Annotated in this window: 13 protein-coding genes and 1 rRNA gene; 11 read left to right on the top strand and 3 right to left on the bottom strand. The window is 56.8% G+C overall.

Going from position 1 to position 15942, the window contains the following annotated elements; all coding sequences use genetic code 11:
• Window positions 1-102: 102 nt before the first annotated feature.
• The 4 genes from rrf to ACLEIV_RS07535 all read left to right on the top strand — a co-directional run bounded on the left by rrf (window position 103) and on the right by ACLEIV_RS07535 (window position 3845).
• A 5S ribosomal RNA gene (rrf, locus tag ACLEIV_RS07550) occupies window positions 103-217 on the top strand.
• A gap of 548 nt (window positions 218-765) precedes the next feature.
• Window positions 766-2187, top strand: a complete 1422-nt coding sequence (ccoG, locus tag ACLEIV_RS07545; protein ID WP_410456030.1) for a cytochrome c oxidase accessory protein CcoG — start codon at window positions 766-768, stop codon at window positions 2185-2187.
• Between the two features lie 46 nt (window positions 2188-2233).
• Window positions 2234-3202 (top strand): serine/threonine protein kinase, encoded by a 969-nt coding sequence (locus tag ACLEIV_RS07540; protein WP_410456029.1) that lies wholly within the window; start codon window positions 2234-2236, stop codon window positions 3200-3202.
• A gap of 40 nt (window positions 3203-3242) precedes the next feature.
• Window positions 3243-3845, top strand: a complete 603-nt coding sequence (locus ACLEIV_RS07535) for a thiol:disulfide interchange protein DsbA/DsbL (protein WP_410456028.1) — start codon at window positions 3243-3245, stop codon at window positions 3843-3845.
• Window positions 3846-3889: 44 nt separating this feature from the next.
• On the opposite strand, the gene ACLEIV_RS07530 is transcribed toward ACLEIV_RS07535, so the two are convergent.
• Window positions 3890-4198 carry a hypothetical protein gene (locus ACLEIV_RS07530; protein ID WP_410456027.1) on the bottom strand — a complete coding sequence of 103 codons (309 nt, stop codon included), beginning with the start codon at window positions 4196-4198 and terminating at the stop codon, window positions 3890-3892.
• A 55-nt stretch (window positions 4199-4253) separates the two neighbouring features.
• Window positions 4254-5765 carry a YifB family Mg chelatase-like AAA ATPase gene (locus tag ACLEIV_RS07525; RefSeq protein ID WP_410456026.1) on the bottom strand — a complete coding sequence of 504 codons (1512 nt, stop codon included), beginning with the start codon at window positions 5763-5765 and terminating at the stop codon, window positions 4254-4256.
• A 382-nt stretch (window positions 5766-6147) separates the two neighbouring features.
• Here ACLEIV_RS07525 and ilvG point away from each other — a divergent pair, with 382 nt between their 5' ends.
• From ilvG to ACLEIV_RS07490, 7 genes are all read left to right on the top strand, one after another.
• Window positions 6148-7812 (top strand): acetolactate synthase 2 catalytic subunit, encoded by a 1665-nt coding sequence (ilvG, locus tag ACLEIV_RS07520; protein ID WP_410456039.1) that lies wholly within the window; start codon window positions 6148-6150, stop codon window positions 7810-7812.
• The gene (gene ilvM / locus ACLEIV_RS07515; RefSeq protein WP_410456025.1) at window positions 7809-8069 is read left to right on the top strand and encodes an acetolactate synthase 2 small subunit; all 261 of its coding nucleotides are present in this window, start codon (window positions 7809-7811) and stop codon (window positions 8067-8069) included. Before ilvG ends, ilvM begins: the two co-directional genes overlap by 4 nt.
• 11 nt (window positions 8070-8080) lie before the next feature.
• On the top strand, window positions 8081-9004 hold the full coding sequence (locus ACLEIV_RS07510; protein WP_410456024.1) for a branched-chain amino acid transaminase: 924 nt from the start codon (window positions 8081-8083) through the stop codon (window positions 9002-9004).
• 69 nt (window positions 9005-9073) lie between these two features.
• Window positions 9074-10924 carry a dihydroxy-acid dehydratase gene (gene ilvD, locus ACLEIV_RS07505; RefSeq protein ID WP_410456023.1) on the top strand — a complete coding sequence of 617 codons (1851 nt, stop codon included), beginning with the start codon at window positions 9074-9076 and terminating at the stop codon, window positions 10922-10924.
• Between the two features lie 35 nt (window positions 10925-10959).
• The gene (ilvA, locus tag ACLEIV_RS07500) at window positions 10960-12480 is read left to right on the top strand and encodes a threonine ammonia-lyase, biosynthetic (RefSeq protein WP_410456038.1); all 1521 of its coding nucleotides are present in this window, start codon (window positions 10960-10962) and stop codon (window positions 12478-12480) included.
• A gap of 166 nt (window positions 12481-12646) precedes the next feature.
• Window positions 12647-13489: an urea transporter gene (locus tag ACLEIV_RS07495; protein WP_410456022.1), complete on the top strand. Its 843-nt coding sequence runs from the start codon at window positions 12647-12649 to the stop codon at window positions 13487-13489.
• Window positions 13489-14355, top strand: a complete 867-nt coding sequence (locus ACLEIV_RS07490) for an NAD(P)-dependent oxidoreductase (protein ID WP_410456021.1) — start codon at window positions 13489-13491, stop codon at window positions 14353-14355. Before ACLEIV_RS07495 ends, ACLEIV_RS07490 begins: the two co-directional genes overlap by 1 nt.
• Window positions 14356-14766: 411 nt before the next feature.
• Here the strand turns inward: ACLEIV_RS07490 and ACLEIV_RS07485 are convergent, their stop codons facing one another.
• On the bottom strand, window positions 14767-15942 hold the full coding sequence (locus tag ACLEIV_RS07485; protein ID WP_410456020.1) for a heme biosynthesis HemY N-terminal domain-containing protein: 1176 nt from the start codon (window positions 15940-15942) through the stop codon (window positions 14767-14769).

Below are 15942 nucleotides of genomic sequence, written 5' to 3'. Positions count from 1 at the left end.
CTGATATAGCTCAGTTGGTAGAGCGCACCCTTGGTAAGGGTGAGGTCCCCAGTTCAAATCCGGGTATCAGCACCATATTGAAATTTGAAATAACCAGTTTTGTTTGACTGCCATAGCGTTGTGGTACCACCTGATCCCATGCCGAACTCAGAAGTGAAACGCACCCGCGCCGATGATAGTGTGGCAGCTGCCATGTGAAAGTAGGTCACAGTCAAACGCCTATCACCAAACCCCGCTCATTGAGCGGGGTTTTTTGTTTTTTTTTGCTTTTTATTCTGCCTTTCTCTTTAAGGACGGACAAATGGCCAGTTCCTTCGCTATGGACGGCACCTCCCGAGCCTCAGGGGACGAGCTTCTCTCGCCGTGACGAACGGTTGCAGCCTGGCCGAATATCCAGTGAATGTCTGCAGTAGGCTGTAACGGTGAGTGTCATGTGTCAGTGGTGTGTCGTGGGAGGAGGCGGTGTTGCCTCTGAGCGCGGGTTTAAAAATGATCAGACCGTTATTCCAATTGGTATTATCCAAATTCTCTCTTTTTCACGTCATTCGCTGATCGCCGTCATGGTGTTTGGCAGTCCTAGTGCTCTATCATGATGCCCTGGGTAGCATGAACCGATCCCGGCTCGGCAAAGAGTGATCCATATCACCTTTTAATCGGATGTTTTGCTGCAAAATGCGGCATAACTCGTATTTTATCTGCAAGTTAAGAATGTTTTACCGCGCGGATAATTTGGTCGCAGCCAGTTAGAACAACTATGTGAGCATAATGAACGATAAACATAAGCAGATAGACATCAAGGATGTTACCGAGGCGGTGCGTTCCCACAGGCCTACAGACGAAGGCCACATCTATGTACGAGCGCAAAAGGGACAATGGCAGCAGCTGCGCAAGGTGATGGGGTGGTTTTTCATGCTGTTGTTTGCCGTTGGTCCCTGGCTGAGCTGGAATGGGCGTCAGGCGTTACTGTTTGATGTGGAGCAGCAGCGCTTTCAGATTTTTTCGACTACCATCTGGCCACAGGATCTGACCCTGCTGGCTCTGCTGCTGATGGTAGCGGCCTTCGCCTTGTTCTTTATTACTACCTTCCTCGGACGGGTATGGTGTGGCTATCTGTGCCCCCAGACGGTATGGACCTTTGTGTTTATCTGGTTCGAGGAAAAGCTGGAAGGCAGCGCCAACAAACGCCGCCAGCTGGATAAATCGGCATGGAACTTCAACAAGATATGGCGCAAGAGTGCCAAACATCTCTCCTGGCTGACGGTATCACTCCTTACTGGTTTTACCTTCATTGCCTATTTCGTTCCGGCAAGAGAGCTGGCGATAGACCTGCTGACTTTTTCTACCAGCTTCTGGATTGGTTTTTGGGTGCTGTTCTTTGTGTTCTGTACTTACGGTAATGCGGGCTGGATGCGTACCATAATGTGTACCCACATCTGTCCCTATTCCCGCTTCCAGTCCGCCATGTTTGATAAAGACACCTATACGGTCAGCTACGACGTCGAGCGAGGAGAGAGCCGAGGCCCTCGTCCACGCAAGGCGGATCCCGCAAAGCTGGGGCTGGGTGACTGTATCGACTGCAACCTCTGTGTACAGGTTTGCCCTGCCGGCATCGACATTCGGGACGGTCTGCAATATGAGTGCATCAACTGCGGTGCCTGTGTGGACGCCTGTGATCAGACCATGGATCGAATGGGCTACGAAAGAGGGCTGATCAGCTACACCACAGAGCACAAGTTGCAGCACGGAGCAAGCCATGTGGCGCGTCCCAAGCTGATTGGCTACGGCGTTATCATGGTGCTCATGCTGGTCGCCTTTGCTTATATGGCATCCAATATCATGCCGATGGGTATCGAGATTATCCGGGATCGAAACCAGCTCTATCGTGAAACCGCCGAGGGGCTGGTAGAGAACACCTACACCCTGAAAATCATGAACAAGACGCTGGACACCGAAACCTACCGACTCCGTGTCGAGGGGATGGATGATGTTGAGTGGATAGGCCCCGAAGAAGTCGTGGTTCGCGGTGGCGAGGTGTTGAGTCTGCCGATTAGTCTTGCGGCAGACCCTTACCTGCTGTCAACGCCGGTCAAGGACATCACCTTCGTGATGACCCATGCCGGGCTTGATGAGAACGACAGCAAGGCCAACTTACGCAGCGATACCAAGTTCTTCAGTTCGATTAACTGATATTCTCAGACCGCAGCCAGTCGCTGCGGTCTTTTTTTGGAGTGGCATGAACTATTACCAGCTTACACCCGATGTTATTGCCGATGCGCTGGCCAGTGCCGGCATTTATATCGATTCGGGACTCATGGCGTTGAACAGCTATGAAAACCGGGTTTACCGATTCAAGAGTGATAGCGATGGCATCCTGGTGGCCAAGTTTTATCGCCCCCAGCGCTGGAGTCGACAGCAGATCCAGGAGGAACATGATTTTCTGTTCGCCCTGGATGATGCGGGAGTTCGAGTCGCGGTACCGCTGATACGCGATAACAACAGCGTCTTTGAATACGGCAACATGCTGTTTGCGGTCTGGCCTTCGGTCTCCGGCCGTCAGTTTGAGGCCGATAACCTCGATCAGCTGGAGGCGTTGGGAGAGCAACTGGGGCGGCTACACACGGTAGGCGAACAGTTTGTGTTACGCCATCGACCACAGCTGAGTACCGACGACTATCTGCTGCGGGCTCAAAGGGTGCTTGAACAAGAGGCTCGGATACCGAATCGACTGCGGGGAGAATTTTTTGCCCGGCTGACTGAGGTGGTAGAGAAAGCGACTGGGCTATACAGGCCCAAACAACAGCTGACCCTGCATTGTGACTGCCATGTCAGCAATATACTGTGGCGCGACGGACTCTGGTTGCTCGACTTCGATGATTGTCGCTCCGGGCCGGCGGTACAGGATCTGTGGATGATGCTCAGCGGCAGTCGTCAGGAGCAGCTGATGCAGCTGGACACCCTGCTGGCCGGTTACGAGACGGTACGGGAATTTGATGTGACCGAGCTGCCGCTGATTGAACCACTCAGAGCCATGCGTATGGTCAACTACATGGCCTGGCTGGCGGCGCGTTGGTCTGATCCTGCCTTTCCGGCCAATTTTCCCTGGTTTAACACCGAAGAGTACTGGCAACAGCAAATTCGAGTGCTGTCCGATCAAATGCAGAGTCTGGATGCGGTACCATTATCCTTGACCTCCTGGAACTGATTACTTACCGTGAGTCAGTTTCTATCGAATGGGATCCCGTATGAAAAAGTATATTGTTGTTTTGTTTACCCTGCTGTTGGCTCCACTGGTCAATGCCGCTCCCGAATTCAAGGAGGGTGTCGAATACAAGGTGGTAAATGAAACCGCGAGCAGCAAACCGGAAGTAACCGAGTTTTTCTCTTATGTCTGCTCGCATTGCTACAGCTTTGAGCCCTTGATGGAAAAACTGCAAGAGCGGTTGCCCGAAGTGCAGTTGAAGAAAGTTCCTGTGTCTTTTCTCGGCCGGGAACTGGGCCCTGTGCTGCAGCGTGCCTACGGTGCTGCGGTATTGCTCAAGGTGGACGACAAGCTGACGCCGGTTATCTTCGACCGTATTCACCGCCAGAAAAAAATGCCCGGCGGTCTGGATGATATCAAGACTATTTTCGTTGCCAATGGTGTTGAAGCAAAGGCCTTCGATGGCGTGATCAACAGCTTTGCGCTCAATGGCATGGTTGCCCAGTACGACAAGGCCACCGAACGCTTCAATGTGCGCGGCACGCCCACCATAGTGGTCAGAGACAAGTATGAGCTGAACATGAGCGAAATCGGCTCGGAAGAGCGGTTTTACCGGGTAGTGGAATACTTGCTATCGGCCGGATAACCGGTCTTGCCATGATGCGGTCCGCCGCATCATGGCATTGGGTATCATGACGTATGGCGCTTGTTCTGAACTATGGTACGAACGTTGGACTGACTGTCTTCCTGATAGCGATCACCCTGAGCCTGCCAGTACTCGGTAGGCAGATGAAACAGATAAAATTTCTCCCTGTGGGTGTCGGTGACAAACCCCATGCCCTTTAACGCCAGTTCATAATGAATATCGGTGATGAACTCGTGGGTGAAACGCTGCCTCCCGGAAAGCATAGCAATATCTGTCTTGGTCAGATAAACACCACTTTTCACCTCTCTGAAGCGTTCATGCAGCCAAATGGCAAACTCCTTCGCACTCTTCATCTGTTACTCCTTTAGAGCCGGACTGTCTGCTTAGTTATAGCAGTGTATTGCCGACTCAGCTCTGTAACTGCTGTAGCAACCGATCCATGGCCCGGTATCCCAGTGCTTCGATTAAATGATGACGGCCTATTGTTTGTTCGTCGTTCAGATCGGCGATGGTTCTGGCGACCCGGATCAATTTATGCCAGGCGCGGATAGAGAGCTTCATTCGGTGCAGGGCCTGTTCCAGGAACAAGGCGTCTTCCTGCTCCAGCGGGCAGAATTTATCCAGCTCGGCGGCATTGAGCCGGGCATTGGTCTTGCCGGCTCGTTTCAGTTGCCGCTCCCTGGCGGCCAGTACCCTCTTGCGGATTTGGGCCGATGCTTCTGCCTTGGGCCGGGTTCGACTCAGCTCCCCTGGGGGTAATAGCGGTATTTCTACCGACAGATCGAAACGATCCAGAAAAGGACCGGATATCTTGCTCAGGTAACGCAGTATCTGCTCGGAGGAGCTGCGGCTGTAACCATCTGCGTAGTGACCGCAAGGGCTGGGGTTCATGGCACCGATCAACTGAAAACGAGCGGGAAATGTCACTCGGTGCGCCGCCCGGGCGATGGAAATACTGCTGGTTTCCAGCGGCTCTCGCAGGGCATCCAGTACCCGTCGTTCAAACTCGGTCATTTCATCGAGAAACAGCACCCCGTTATGGGCCAGAGAGATTTCTCCGGGCCTGGGATAGCTGCCGCCGCCTACCAGCGCCACGGCAGACGCCGAATGATGGGGTTGACGAAAAGCTCGCAGTCGCCAGTTTTCGGGATCCAGATTCAGACCACTGATGGATCTGATGGCGGCGGTCTCGAGTGCTTCCTCCTCACTCATCGGCGGCAGCAGCCCCGGCAGACGACTGGCCAGCATACTCTTTCCGGTTCCGGGAGGGCCGAGTAGCAGCAGGTTGTGCTCGCCGGCGGCGGCAATCTCCAGTGCTCGCTTACCCGCTTCCTGACCGATCACATCGCAAAGATCGGTGATATGGTCGCGTTCTTCCGATATGACAGGCTCTGGAATCGCCAATTCGCCCTCTTTTTGCAACCAGGCGGTAATGGCCAGAAGGTGAGGAGCCAGCCGGGCCGGGCAGGGGTGGATCACACCGGCCTCGATGCCATTGCCGGCCGGCAGTATCAGGATCCGCTTACTGTCGCGGGCGGCCAATACCGCAGGCAGGGCGCCTTTAATCGATCGCAGCGCCCCGGTCAGGGCCAGTTCTCCCAGAAACTCCAGCTGCTCCAGGCTGGTGGCGGGAATCTGGCCGGAGGCGGCAAGAATGGCCATGGCGATAGGCAAATCGAAACGGCCCCCGTCTTTAGGCAGATCGGCGGGAGCCAGGTTGACGGTGATACGACGGGCAGGAAATTCAAAACCGGAATTCAGCAGGGCACTGCGTACCCGATCCCGGGCTTCCTTGACCGTGGTTTCCGGCAGGCCGACGATATTGAAGGCGGGCAGACCATTGGCCAGATGGGCTTCAACGGTGACCAGTGGTGCGGCGACGCCCAGGCTGGCGCGGGCAAAAACAACGGCGAGTGACATCCGGTCTCCCTGATATTTTATTTTTAAGAATTAATTTTTTTCAGCTTTTTAAACTACCTTTTCGTTACCCAATTTGACCGTTTTTTTAATGCTGTGGACAAGAAAGTCTTGTCTAGCTTAGTTCACCATGCTAGTTCTATAGATCTGCTTGAGTCGAAGGTTCTGGCTCTTCATCCTATTTAACGGTCGGTGACATGAATTTTTTTGTACGTTTCGTCAACATTATCGTGGTCCTAGTGGTGATTATTAAATCACCTCTCGGGGCACTGTGGTCTGACGAAACGTAAAATAACCGGCAGACAACAACGCAAAACCCCCGAGTTATTCACTCGGGGGTTTTTTTTTAAACCGGCTTTGGCAGTAACACATGGACAGCAATAAAATGAATGGCGCACAGTACATCGTTCAGACTTTGAAACAACAGGGGGTCACCCAGATATTCGGCTACCCCGGCGGTGCCATCATGCCGCTCTACGACGCGCTCTACGACGGTGGAGTGGAGCACTTGTTGTGTCGTCATGAGCAGGCTGCCGCATTGGCCGCCGTGGGCTATGCCAGAGCCAGTGGTCAGGTGGGAGTGTGTATGGCCACTTCCGGCCCCGGGGCTACCAACCTGATCACCGGTCTGGCCGATGCCATGCTCGACTCCATTCCGCTGGTGGCCATCACCGGTCAGGTGCCGATGGCGGCCATCGGCACCGATGCCTTTCAGGAGGTGGACGTACTGGGCATGTCGCTATCCTGCACCAAACACTCCTATCTGGTGGAAAATGTCGAGGATCTTGGCGTCATCATCGCCGAAGCCTTCGAAGTGGCCCGTTCCGGTCGCCCCGGCCCCGTGTTGATCGACGTGCCCAAGAATATTCAGGTGGCGCTGGTTGAGCCCAAAGCAGTCCCTGATTTCGGCACCGAACCCAATGCGCTGGATGAAGAGGCGCTGGCTCAGGCTCTGTCGATGCTGGCGACCGCTCGTCAGCCGGTACTGTACGTCGGTGGCGGTGTCGGCATGGCCAATGCCGAGGCAGAATTACGTGCTTTTGCCCGCCAAACCGGTATCCCTGCCGTGACGACCCTCAAGGGAATCGGCACCCTGGATCCGGATGATGAGCTGTTTTTGGGTATGCTCGGCATGCACGGAACAAAAGCCGCCAACCTGGCTGTTCAGCAGAGTGATCTGCTGATTGTGGTTGGTGCCCGTTTCGACGATAGGGTCACCGGCAAACTGGACGCCTTTGCGGTGAATGCCAAGGTGATTCACCTGGACAAGGATGCCGCCGAATTCGGCAAGGTGCGTCATGCCCAGGTGGGGATCGATGCGGAGCTGGCAACGGTATTGCCCTTGCTGATGAATGACAAGTTGGGCAACGAGCAACTGGCTATCGACGACTGGCGGCAGCACTGCAAGACACTCAAGGCCGATCACGGCTGGCGTTATGATCACCCGGGCGAGGCCATCTATGCCCCCCTGATGCTCAAGCAGCTGAGCGATGCCCTGCAGGATACCGCCATGGTCAGCTGTGACGTGGGCCAGCACCAGATGTGGGTGGCGCAGCACATGAGCTTCACCAGCCCGCGCAACCACCTGAGCAGCGCAGGCTTGGGCACCATGGGCTTCGGCCTGCCGGCAGCCATCGGTGCCAAGTTGGCTCGCCCCGAACACGAATCGGTGCTGGTCTCCGGCGATGGTTCTTTCATGATGAACGTGCAGGAGCTGGGCACCCTCAAGCGCGCCCAGTTGCCGGTAAAGATGGTACTGCTCGACAACCAGCGACTGGGCATGGTGCGTCAATGGCAGGAACTGTTCTTCGACGGTCGCTACAGCGAAACCATACTCACCGATAACCCCGACTTTGTGGCCATGGCTGCCGCCTTCAATATTCCCGGCGAAACCATCAACCATAAAGAGGAAGTGGAGCCCGCCATCCAGCGCATGCTGGCGGCCGATACCGCCTACCTGTTGCATGTTCGTATTTCAGAGCAGGAAAACGTATGGCCCCTGGTGCCGCCCGGAGTTGCCAACGACCAGATGATGGAGAAAAAAGCATGAACCAGCACAATTTGCAGATAGAAGCCCAGTTTCGTCCCGAGGTCCTCGAGCGGGTGCTTCGTCTGATCCGTCATCGTGGCTTTCGGGTGGATGACATGGAAATGTCCACCTCGGTTGATTGTAAAAGACTTAATATTAGAGTTACTGTCAGCAGTGACAGAGCCATTCAGCTGTTGAGCCGTCAACTCGAAAAGCTGATGGATATAACCCGTGTCGAGGCACAGCTTGTGGAGCCACGGTTCAAGAAAACGGCTTGAGGGAACAACCAATGTCTACTGCCAAATACATCTGGTTCAATGGTGATATGGTGCCCTGGGACAAGGCCCAGGTGCATGTGATGAGTCATGCGCTGCATTACGGTTCTTCGGTGTTCGAAGGCATCCGTGCCTACCACACTCCCAAGGGACCGATGATTTTTCGTCTCGAAGAGCACGTACAGCGGCTGTTCGACTCCGCCAAAATCTATCGAATGCAGGTTCCTTATACCCACGCAGAACTGATGGACGCCTGCCGAAAAGCAGTGAGCGAAAACGAGCTGAACAGCGCCTATCTGCGGCCACTGGTATTTATCGGCAATGTCGGCATGGGCCTCAATGCGCCGAAAGACGTGCCTTGTGACGTGATTGTCGCCGCCATTCCCTGGGGCGCCTATCTGGGCGAAGAGGGGCTGGAGCGGGGCGTGGATGTCTGCGTCACATCCTGGAACCGGCTGGCACCCAATACCATGCCCACAGGTGCCAAGGCCGGCGGTAACTACCTGTCTTCCCAATTGATATCCGGCGAAGCCAAGCGCCACGGCTATGACGAGGGTATTTCGCTCGACGTGCACGGCCATTTGAGCGAGGGCGCGGGCGAGAATCTGTTCCTGATCAAGAACAAGGTACTCTATACCCCGCCGGTCACCGCCTGTATCCTGCCCGGTATCACCCGCGATACCCTGATGACGCTGGCGCGCGAAGCCGGTTATCAGGTGCGGGAAGAAGCCATTTCCCGCGAGGCGCTGTATCTGGCCGATGAAATGTTCATGACCGGCACCGCCGCCGAGGTGACTCCGGTGCGCAGTGTGGACGGCATAGAGCTTGGGGCCGGTAAACGAGGCCCGATCACCACAGAATTGCAAAAAGCCTTCTTCGGCCTGTTCGATGGCAGTACCAGGGATAAATGGGGTTGGTTAACCCCGGTGAAAGATTGATTTTCAGATAAGAGAGAGGGGCGCATCGCGCCCCTGTTTTACTCAATTGTTATTACAGGAGTTTAAAGAATGCCAAGGTATCGTTCCGCCACCACCACCCACGGCCGTAACATGGCCGGCGCCCGCGCCCTCTGGCGCGCCACCGGCATGACCGAAGAAGATTTCGGCAAGCCGATCATCGCCGTGGTCAACTCCTTTACCCAGTTTGTACCGGGCCATGTGCACCTGAAAGACATGGGTCAGCTGGTGGCACGTGAAATCGAGGCCGCCGGTGGCGTTGCCAAGGAATTCAACACCATCGCCGTGGATGACGGCATCGCCATGGGTCACGGCGGCATGCTCTACAGCCTGCCGAGCCGGGATCTTATCGCCGATTCGGTCGAGTACATGGTCAATGCTCACTGTGCCGATGCCATGGTGTGTATTTCCAACTGCGACAAGATTACCCCCGGCATGCTGATGGCCGCCCTGCGAGTCAATATTCCGGTGATCTTTGTCTCCGGTGGCCCCATGGAAGCCGGCAAGACCAAGTTGTCTGACCAAATCATCAAGCTGGATTTGGTCGATGCCATGGTCCAGGGTGCCGACCCTACCGTATCCGACGCTCAGAGTGAGCAAGTTGAACGCAGCGCCTGCCCGACCTGTGGTTCCTGTTCCGGCATGTTTACCGCCAACTCGATGAACTGCCTGACCGAAGCCCTGGGTCTGTCTCAGCCGGCCAACGGCTCTTTGCTGGCGACCCATGCGGATCGGGAGCAACTGTTCAAGTCAGCCGGTCATCGAATCGTCGAGCTGACCAAGCGTTATTACGAGCAAGATGACGAATCTGCCCTGCCGCGCAACATCGCGACCAAGGCGGCGTTTGAAAACGCCATGGTGCTGGATGTGGCCATGGGCGGTTCCACCAATACGGTACTGCACCTGCTGGCCGCGGCCCACGAGGCCGGTGTTGACTTCACCATGACCGACATCGATGCCCTGTCGCGCAAGGTACCCCAGCTGTGCAAGGTGGCGCCCTCCACCCCGAAATACCATATGGAAGACGTGCATCGAGCCGGTGGTGTCATGGGCATTCTCGGCGAGCTGGACCGTGCCGGTCTGCTGCACACCGAGCTGCCGACCGTGCTGGGCATGACCCTGGCCGAACAGCTGGCCCAATATGATGTGATGGTGACCGAAGACGAAGCGGTGAAAACCATGTTCCGCGCCGGCCCAGCCGGTATCCGGACTACCAGGGCCTTCAGCCAGGATTGCCGCTGGCCGACTCTGGACGATGACCGGGCCGAAGGCTGTATCCGCAGCCTGGAGCATGCCTACAGTCAGGAAGGCGGTCTGGCCGTATTGTCCGGCAATCTGGCGGTAGATGGCTGTATCGTCAAGACCGCCGGTGTGTCCGACGACAACCTGGTGTTCCGTGGTCCTGCCCGTATCTATGAAAGCCAGGACACCGCCGTTGCCGGTATTCTCGGTGGCGAAGTGAAAGCCGGTGATGTGGTGGTGATCCGCTACGAAGGCCCCAAGGGCGGCCCAGGTATGCAGGAAATGCTTTACCCCACTACCTACCTCAAGTCCATGGGCCTGGGCACCAAGTGTGCATTGATCACCGACGGTCGCTTCTCCGGCGGTACCTCGGGCCTGTCCATCGGCCATGTCTCCCCCGAGGCGGCCAACGGCGGCACCATAGGTCTGGTACAGAACGGCGATATTATCGATATCGATATCCCGGGTCGCAGCATAGTGCTGGACGTGGCGGAGTCCGAACTGGCCGCTCGTCGTGAAGTCATGAATGCAAAAGGTGAGCAGGGCTGGCGCCCGGTTGATCGCGAGCGGGAAGTCTCTTTTGCCCTGCGCGCCTATGCGTCGCTGGCCACCAGTGCTGACAAGGGCGCGGTACGCGACATCAGCAAGCTGGGGGGATAAGGATGGCACAACCGGCATTGAAAGAGGCCGCCAAACTGCGCTCGGCGACCGAGTATCTACGCTGCATCCTGCTGTCTCCGGTGTATGAGGCGGCGCGGGTAACTCCCTTGTCGCCGCTCAAGAAGATTTCCGAGCGGCTGGGTCACCATGTCTCACTGAAACGGGAAGACATGCAACCGGTGCACTCTTTCAAGCTACGGGGTGCCTACAACAAGATAGCCCAGTTAAGCCAGGAGCAGCAGCAAGCCGGGGTCATCGCGGCCTCGGCCGGCAACCATGCCCAGGGCGTGGCGCTGTCGGCCGCCAAGCTGGGCATCGACGCCACCATAGTGATGCCTACGGTCACGCCCGATATCAAGGTGGAGTCGGTGCGTCGTTTCGGCGGCAAGGTGATATTGCATGGTAACAACTTCGATGAAGCTTACGCCCGTTGCCTGGAGCTGGCACAAGAGCATAATCTGACCCTGATCCCGCCCTTCGATGACCAGGACGTGATCGCCGGTCAGGGCACCATAGGGCGCGAACTGCTGGAACAGGATACCCGCCTGACCCATGTCTTTGTGCCGGTGGGCGGCGGCGGTCTGGCGGCCGGGGTGGCGGTCTACATCAAGCAGCTGTTGCCTCAGGTCAAGGTGATCGGCGTCGAGGCCGAGGGCTCGGCCTGTCTTAATGCCGCCCTCAAGGCCGGGGAAATTGTTACCCTGGACCGGGTCAGCATGTTTGCCGACGGGGTGGCGGTGAAGCGTATGGGCACCGAGACCTTTCGCCTGTGCCGGGAGTATCTCGATGGTGTGGTGACCGTCAGTTCCGACGAAATCTGCGCCGCGCTCAAGGATATCTTCGAAGATACCCGCGCCATCGCCGAGCCTTCGGGTGCGCTGTCGCTGGCCGGGCTGAAGAAATACAGTCAGGCGGGGGATTACAAAGATGCCCGGATGGCGGCGGTGCTCAGCGGTGCCAATGTCAACTTCCATTCCCTGCGTTATGTTTCCGAGCGTTGCGAGCTGGGTGAAAAGCGAGAGGGGGTACTGGCGGTAACCATCCCCGAGCGCAAGGGCGCCTTCCTGGAATTTTGCGAGGTACTCGGTAACCGCATGGTGACCGAGTTCAACTACCGTTATTCGTCGGAAGACAAGGCCGCGCTGCTGGTGTCGGTCCGGCTCAGCGACGGGGATCGGGAACTGACCCAGATCATGATGGAACTGGAGCAGGCCGGGTATCCGGTGGCCAACATGACCGACAACGATCTGGCCAAGTCCCATGTGCGTTACATGGTGGGTGGTCGGCCACCCAAGGCACTTAACGAACGGCTGTACAGCTTCAGGTTTCCCGAACAACCCGGTGCCCTGATGCGCTTTCTGCATACTCTGGGTACGCACTGGAACATCAGCCTGTTTCACTATCGCAACCACGGTGCCGAATTTGGCCGGGTGCTCTGTGCCTTCGAGCTGCCCGACCAGGATCTGGCTTCGTTCGAGCGGCACCTGGCCGAGCTGGGCTATCGCTGGGACGAGGTGACTCGGGATCCCGCCTACCAGTTTTTCCTCGCCCACTAAGCAGTTCCGGAAAAGGCTCCGTGCGGCCTTTTCCGGCTTCTTTTCAGGCAAGTACGTAACATCCACCTTGACATCGAATTAACATTGTGTACATTTTTCTGTTGAAAAAAACACAACATCCTGCTCTAATTCTGCACGTTTCTTCACTATCTTCAGGGTTCCCACAATGGGTCTGTTGTCTGCACTACTGGCTTCCATCAGTCAGATCTATTTTGTTAACCGTCCGTTAGCCGGTTTGTTGATTACGCTAGGTGTGTTCTGGGCGTCCCCCTATATGGGACTGGCCATGCTGATCGCGACCCTGAGCGGGGTTTTGGCGGCACATTTTCTGAAATACGACCCGGAATTACAGGCCGAAGGCTGTTATGGCTTTAATGCGGCTCTGGTCGGGCTGTCGCTGGCGCTGTTTGCTCCTCCCAGTGCCGGTATGCTGGTTGCCGCCGCCGTGGTGGGGGCCGTGTCATGCCCGCTATATTATTTACTGCGCCAGGTGGCCAATATTCCCTGCTATACCCTGCCGTTTAACCTCTTGATACTGCCCTGGTTATACTGGACCGGGCAACGTCTGGCCGACGAGGTGCCGAGTAATTACGAATTTTCGTTATCGGCCATCGGTCAGGTGATTTTCTTACCCGATACGGTACCGGCGGTCATGGTCTGTGCCGCCTTGTTGCTGTCGGGCATCGGCATGTTGGGCTGGGCCTTCGTCGGTGCCGTTATCACCAGTGGTACCGCCACTTTCTTGCTGGTTAACCCCGACTATATCAACTTTGGTTTGACCGGTTATAACGGGGTATTGGCTGCGGTTGCCATGTTCTGGCATCAGTTCAAGCCGGGCTGGAGCATCGTTGCCGCCGTGCTGGCGGGCCTGATGACGGCTGCCATGTTGAAAACCGGATTGCCGATGCTGACCATGCCCTTCGTGTTGAGTTGCTGGCTGTGCCTGGCCGTACGCAGTGGCTTTTGTTATTACCAGACCAAATACATGACCGACAGGGAGAAGCTTTGATGAAACTGGGTTTTATCGGAATAGGACTGATGGGCAAGCCGATGACGCAGCGCCTGCTGCAAGCCGGCTTTGAGGTTTCGGTCTGGAACCGCAGCGCGGACAAGTTGGCCGAGGTCAGGGCCGCCGGCGCCACCGTGGCCGGCAGCATCAGCGACTTGGTAGAACAGGTGGATCTGGTGCTGCTGTGCCTGGCCAATACCGCCGTAGTAGAAGAGGTCGTGTTCGGCGCCGGTGGCGTGGCCGGCCATGGCCGGGCAGATCAGCTGCTGGTGGATTTTTCCAGTTCGGATCCCGAGGCTACCCGGGACTTTGCCACTCGCCTCAAGGCGCAATGTGGCATGCATTGGGTCGACTCACCTGTATCTGGTGGTGTAGCCGGTGCCGAAGCTGGCTCTCTGGCCATCATGTGTGGCGGCGAGGCGGCGGACATAGAACGTATCCGGCCCGTGCTGGCGCCCTTGTCACAACGAGTCACTCACATGGGCCCTATTGGCGCCGGTCAGGTCACCAAGGTCTGTAATCAGATGATCGTCGGTTGCAACTTGATGGTGCTGGCGGAAATGATGGCGCTGGCCAAGGTCTGCGGCGTGGATGCCGACAAGATCCCCGAGGCGCTGGCCGGCGGCTTTGCCGACTCCAAACCGATGCAGATCACCGGTCCGCTGATGGCGACGGAATCCGACCCGGATCCCAAGTGGCACGTACGTACCCTGCTCAAGGATCTGGACATGGCGGTGGCCCAGAGCCTGCGCGAGGGCAGCGCCACTCCCATGTCGGGACTGGCGGCCCAGCTGATGCGTCAGCACGGCAGCAAGGGTTATCTGGAACGGGATCCTGCCACCCTGATCAAGCTGTACAAGGACTGATAAAAAGGAGCCGCAAGGCTCCTTTTTTATAGGCTATGCAGATAACTCCGCTTAAATCGGACAAAGGTCCCGCTCCGCCGACTCGCCGTAAACCCATCCATGGGGGCTCCACCGCGCCATCCCTGGCGCGGTGGGTCGGCGGAGCAGATCCCTTTGCCCTCTTTGATGAGCCGGAGTCGTCTGTTGGCTTTGCCTTCAGATAACTCGGTGCTCAGGAAGAGGTAACCGGGTTTGCCTCTGCCGACCTTCCGCTTCAGGGATGAAGTGGCAGAGCGTACAGGAATGTATTTACAGCGCGTCGGTGGAGGTAATCCGGTTGCCTCTGGATTTCGGGCAAGAGGCTTAATCAAGTAAGTATTAAGAAAAAAAGGAGCCTTACGGCTCCCTTTTTTCATCTTGATAAACACCGGCTCAGGGAGCCAGTGCCAGGCTGTGGCGATAGTAATCGTTGGCCTTGGCCAGCTCCTTGCGTTTCTCTGCCAGGCCGGCCAGCAGCACATAGTCGCCGGCACACGGCTTGAGCGCCACCGCCTGCTGCAGGTGTGCGTCGGCTGCTTCCGGCTTGTTGTCCTTCAGATACAGCTGACCCAGGGTGGAGTGCAGTTCGGGCAGGGTTTCTTTCTTTGCCCTCTTCTCCAGTTCCGTAAGCAGCGGATGATAGTCGCTCAGCTGCAACCGGGTCATGCAGGCCAGCAGCCGTGGATCTGTCTGCTTGTTCAACCCTTCCAGCAGCAGCTGCTGTGCTTCCTTGTGGGCCTTGAGACCGATCAGCCGATCGCACAGCGGGGCCAGAATCTCGGCCTGGTATTTTTCCTTGCGCGACAGCCCCTGCCACAGGGTAATCAGCCCTTCGCTGCCATCGGCATTGGCGGTGCTGTCAAACCAGCCGGCATAAGCCTGCTGTTTCAGCAACGGCTGCTCGTCGGCCTCGATCAGTCCCTGACTGGCCAGTGCCTCCAGGGTGGTCAACAAGGATGACCATTCGCCGGTGGCGAAGTAGACGTCTTTCTGCAGCTTGAGCAGGGCAGGCTGACTGCCGTATTCCTGCCCAAGTTGACGTACACCGGCCAGAGCCTGTTCAAGCTGCCCCTGCTGATACTGCAGTCGAGCCTGCGTCAGGCCAACTGCCAGACCGGCACCCGGGCTCTGCTCATGGGCCTGGCGCAAATAATCGTCGCGTTTTTCTTCGTGGCCCAGGGCCTGGGCGGCGGTGGCCGCGTTCAGGTAGTTGAGCAGGGCCTGATCGTTGCCCTTGGTACCCTTGAGCAGCATCTTCTCAGCGGTGGCATAGTCTTCCGCTACCAGTGCCTGCATGCCGCTCTGGGTGTAGCTCAGTGCCTTGCGACGACGGCGACCGGCAAACCAGTTGCGAGTGCGATGGCTGACGCCAAAGATGCGACCCAGCAGCCATTCGATAAGCAGCAACAACAGATAAAACAGCACTACACCCACCAGAAAGACGGTAACGGTGGTTTCGATGGTGTAATCGGCGGCGGCCACCAGCACATAACCCTGTTGGCCGGTAATATCCGGACCTATGATCAGGCCGGCGACCAGGATGGCGACAATAATGGCAAGACGTATCAT

Source organism: Oceanisphaera submarina (assembly GCF_046521305.1).
In the GTDB taxonomy this organism is placed as follows: domain Bacteria; phylum Pseudomonadota; class Gammaproteobacteria; order Enterobacterales; family Aeromonadaceae; genus Oceanimonas; species Oceanimonas submarina.
Note: the sequence above shows the minus strand (reverse complement) of the source record. Positions and strands in the feature narration are given on the sequence as shown.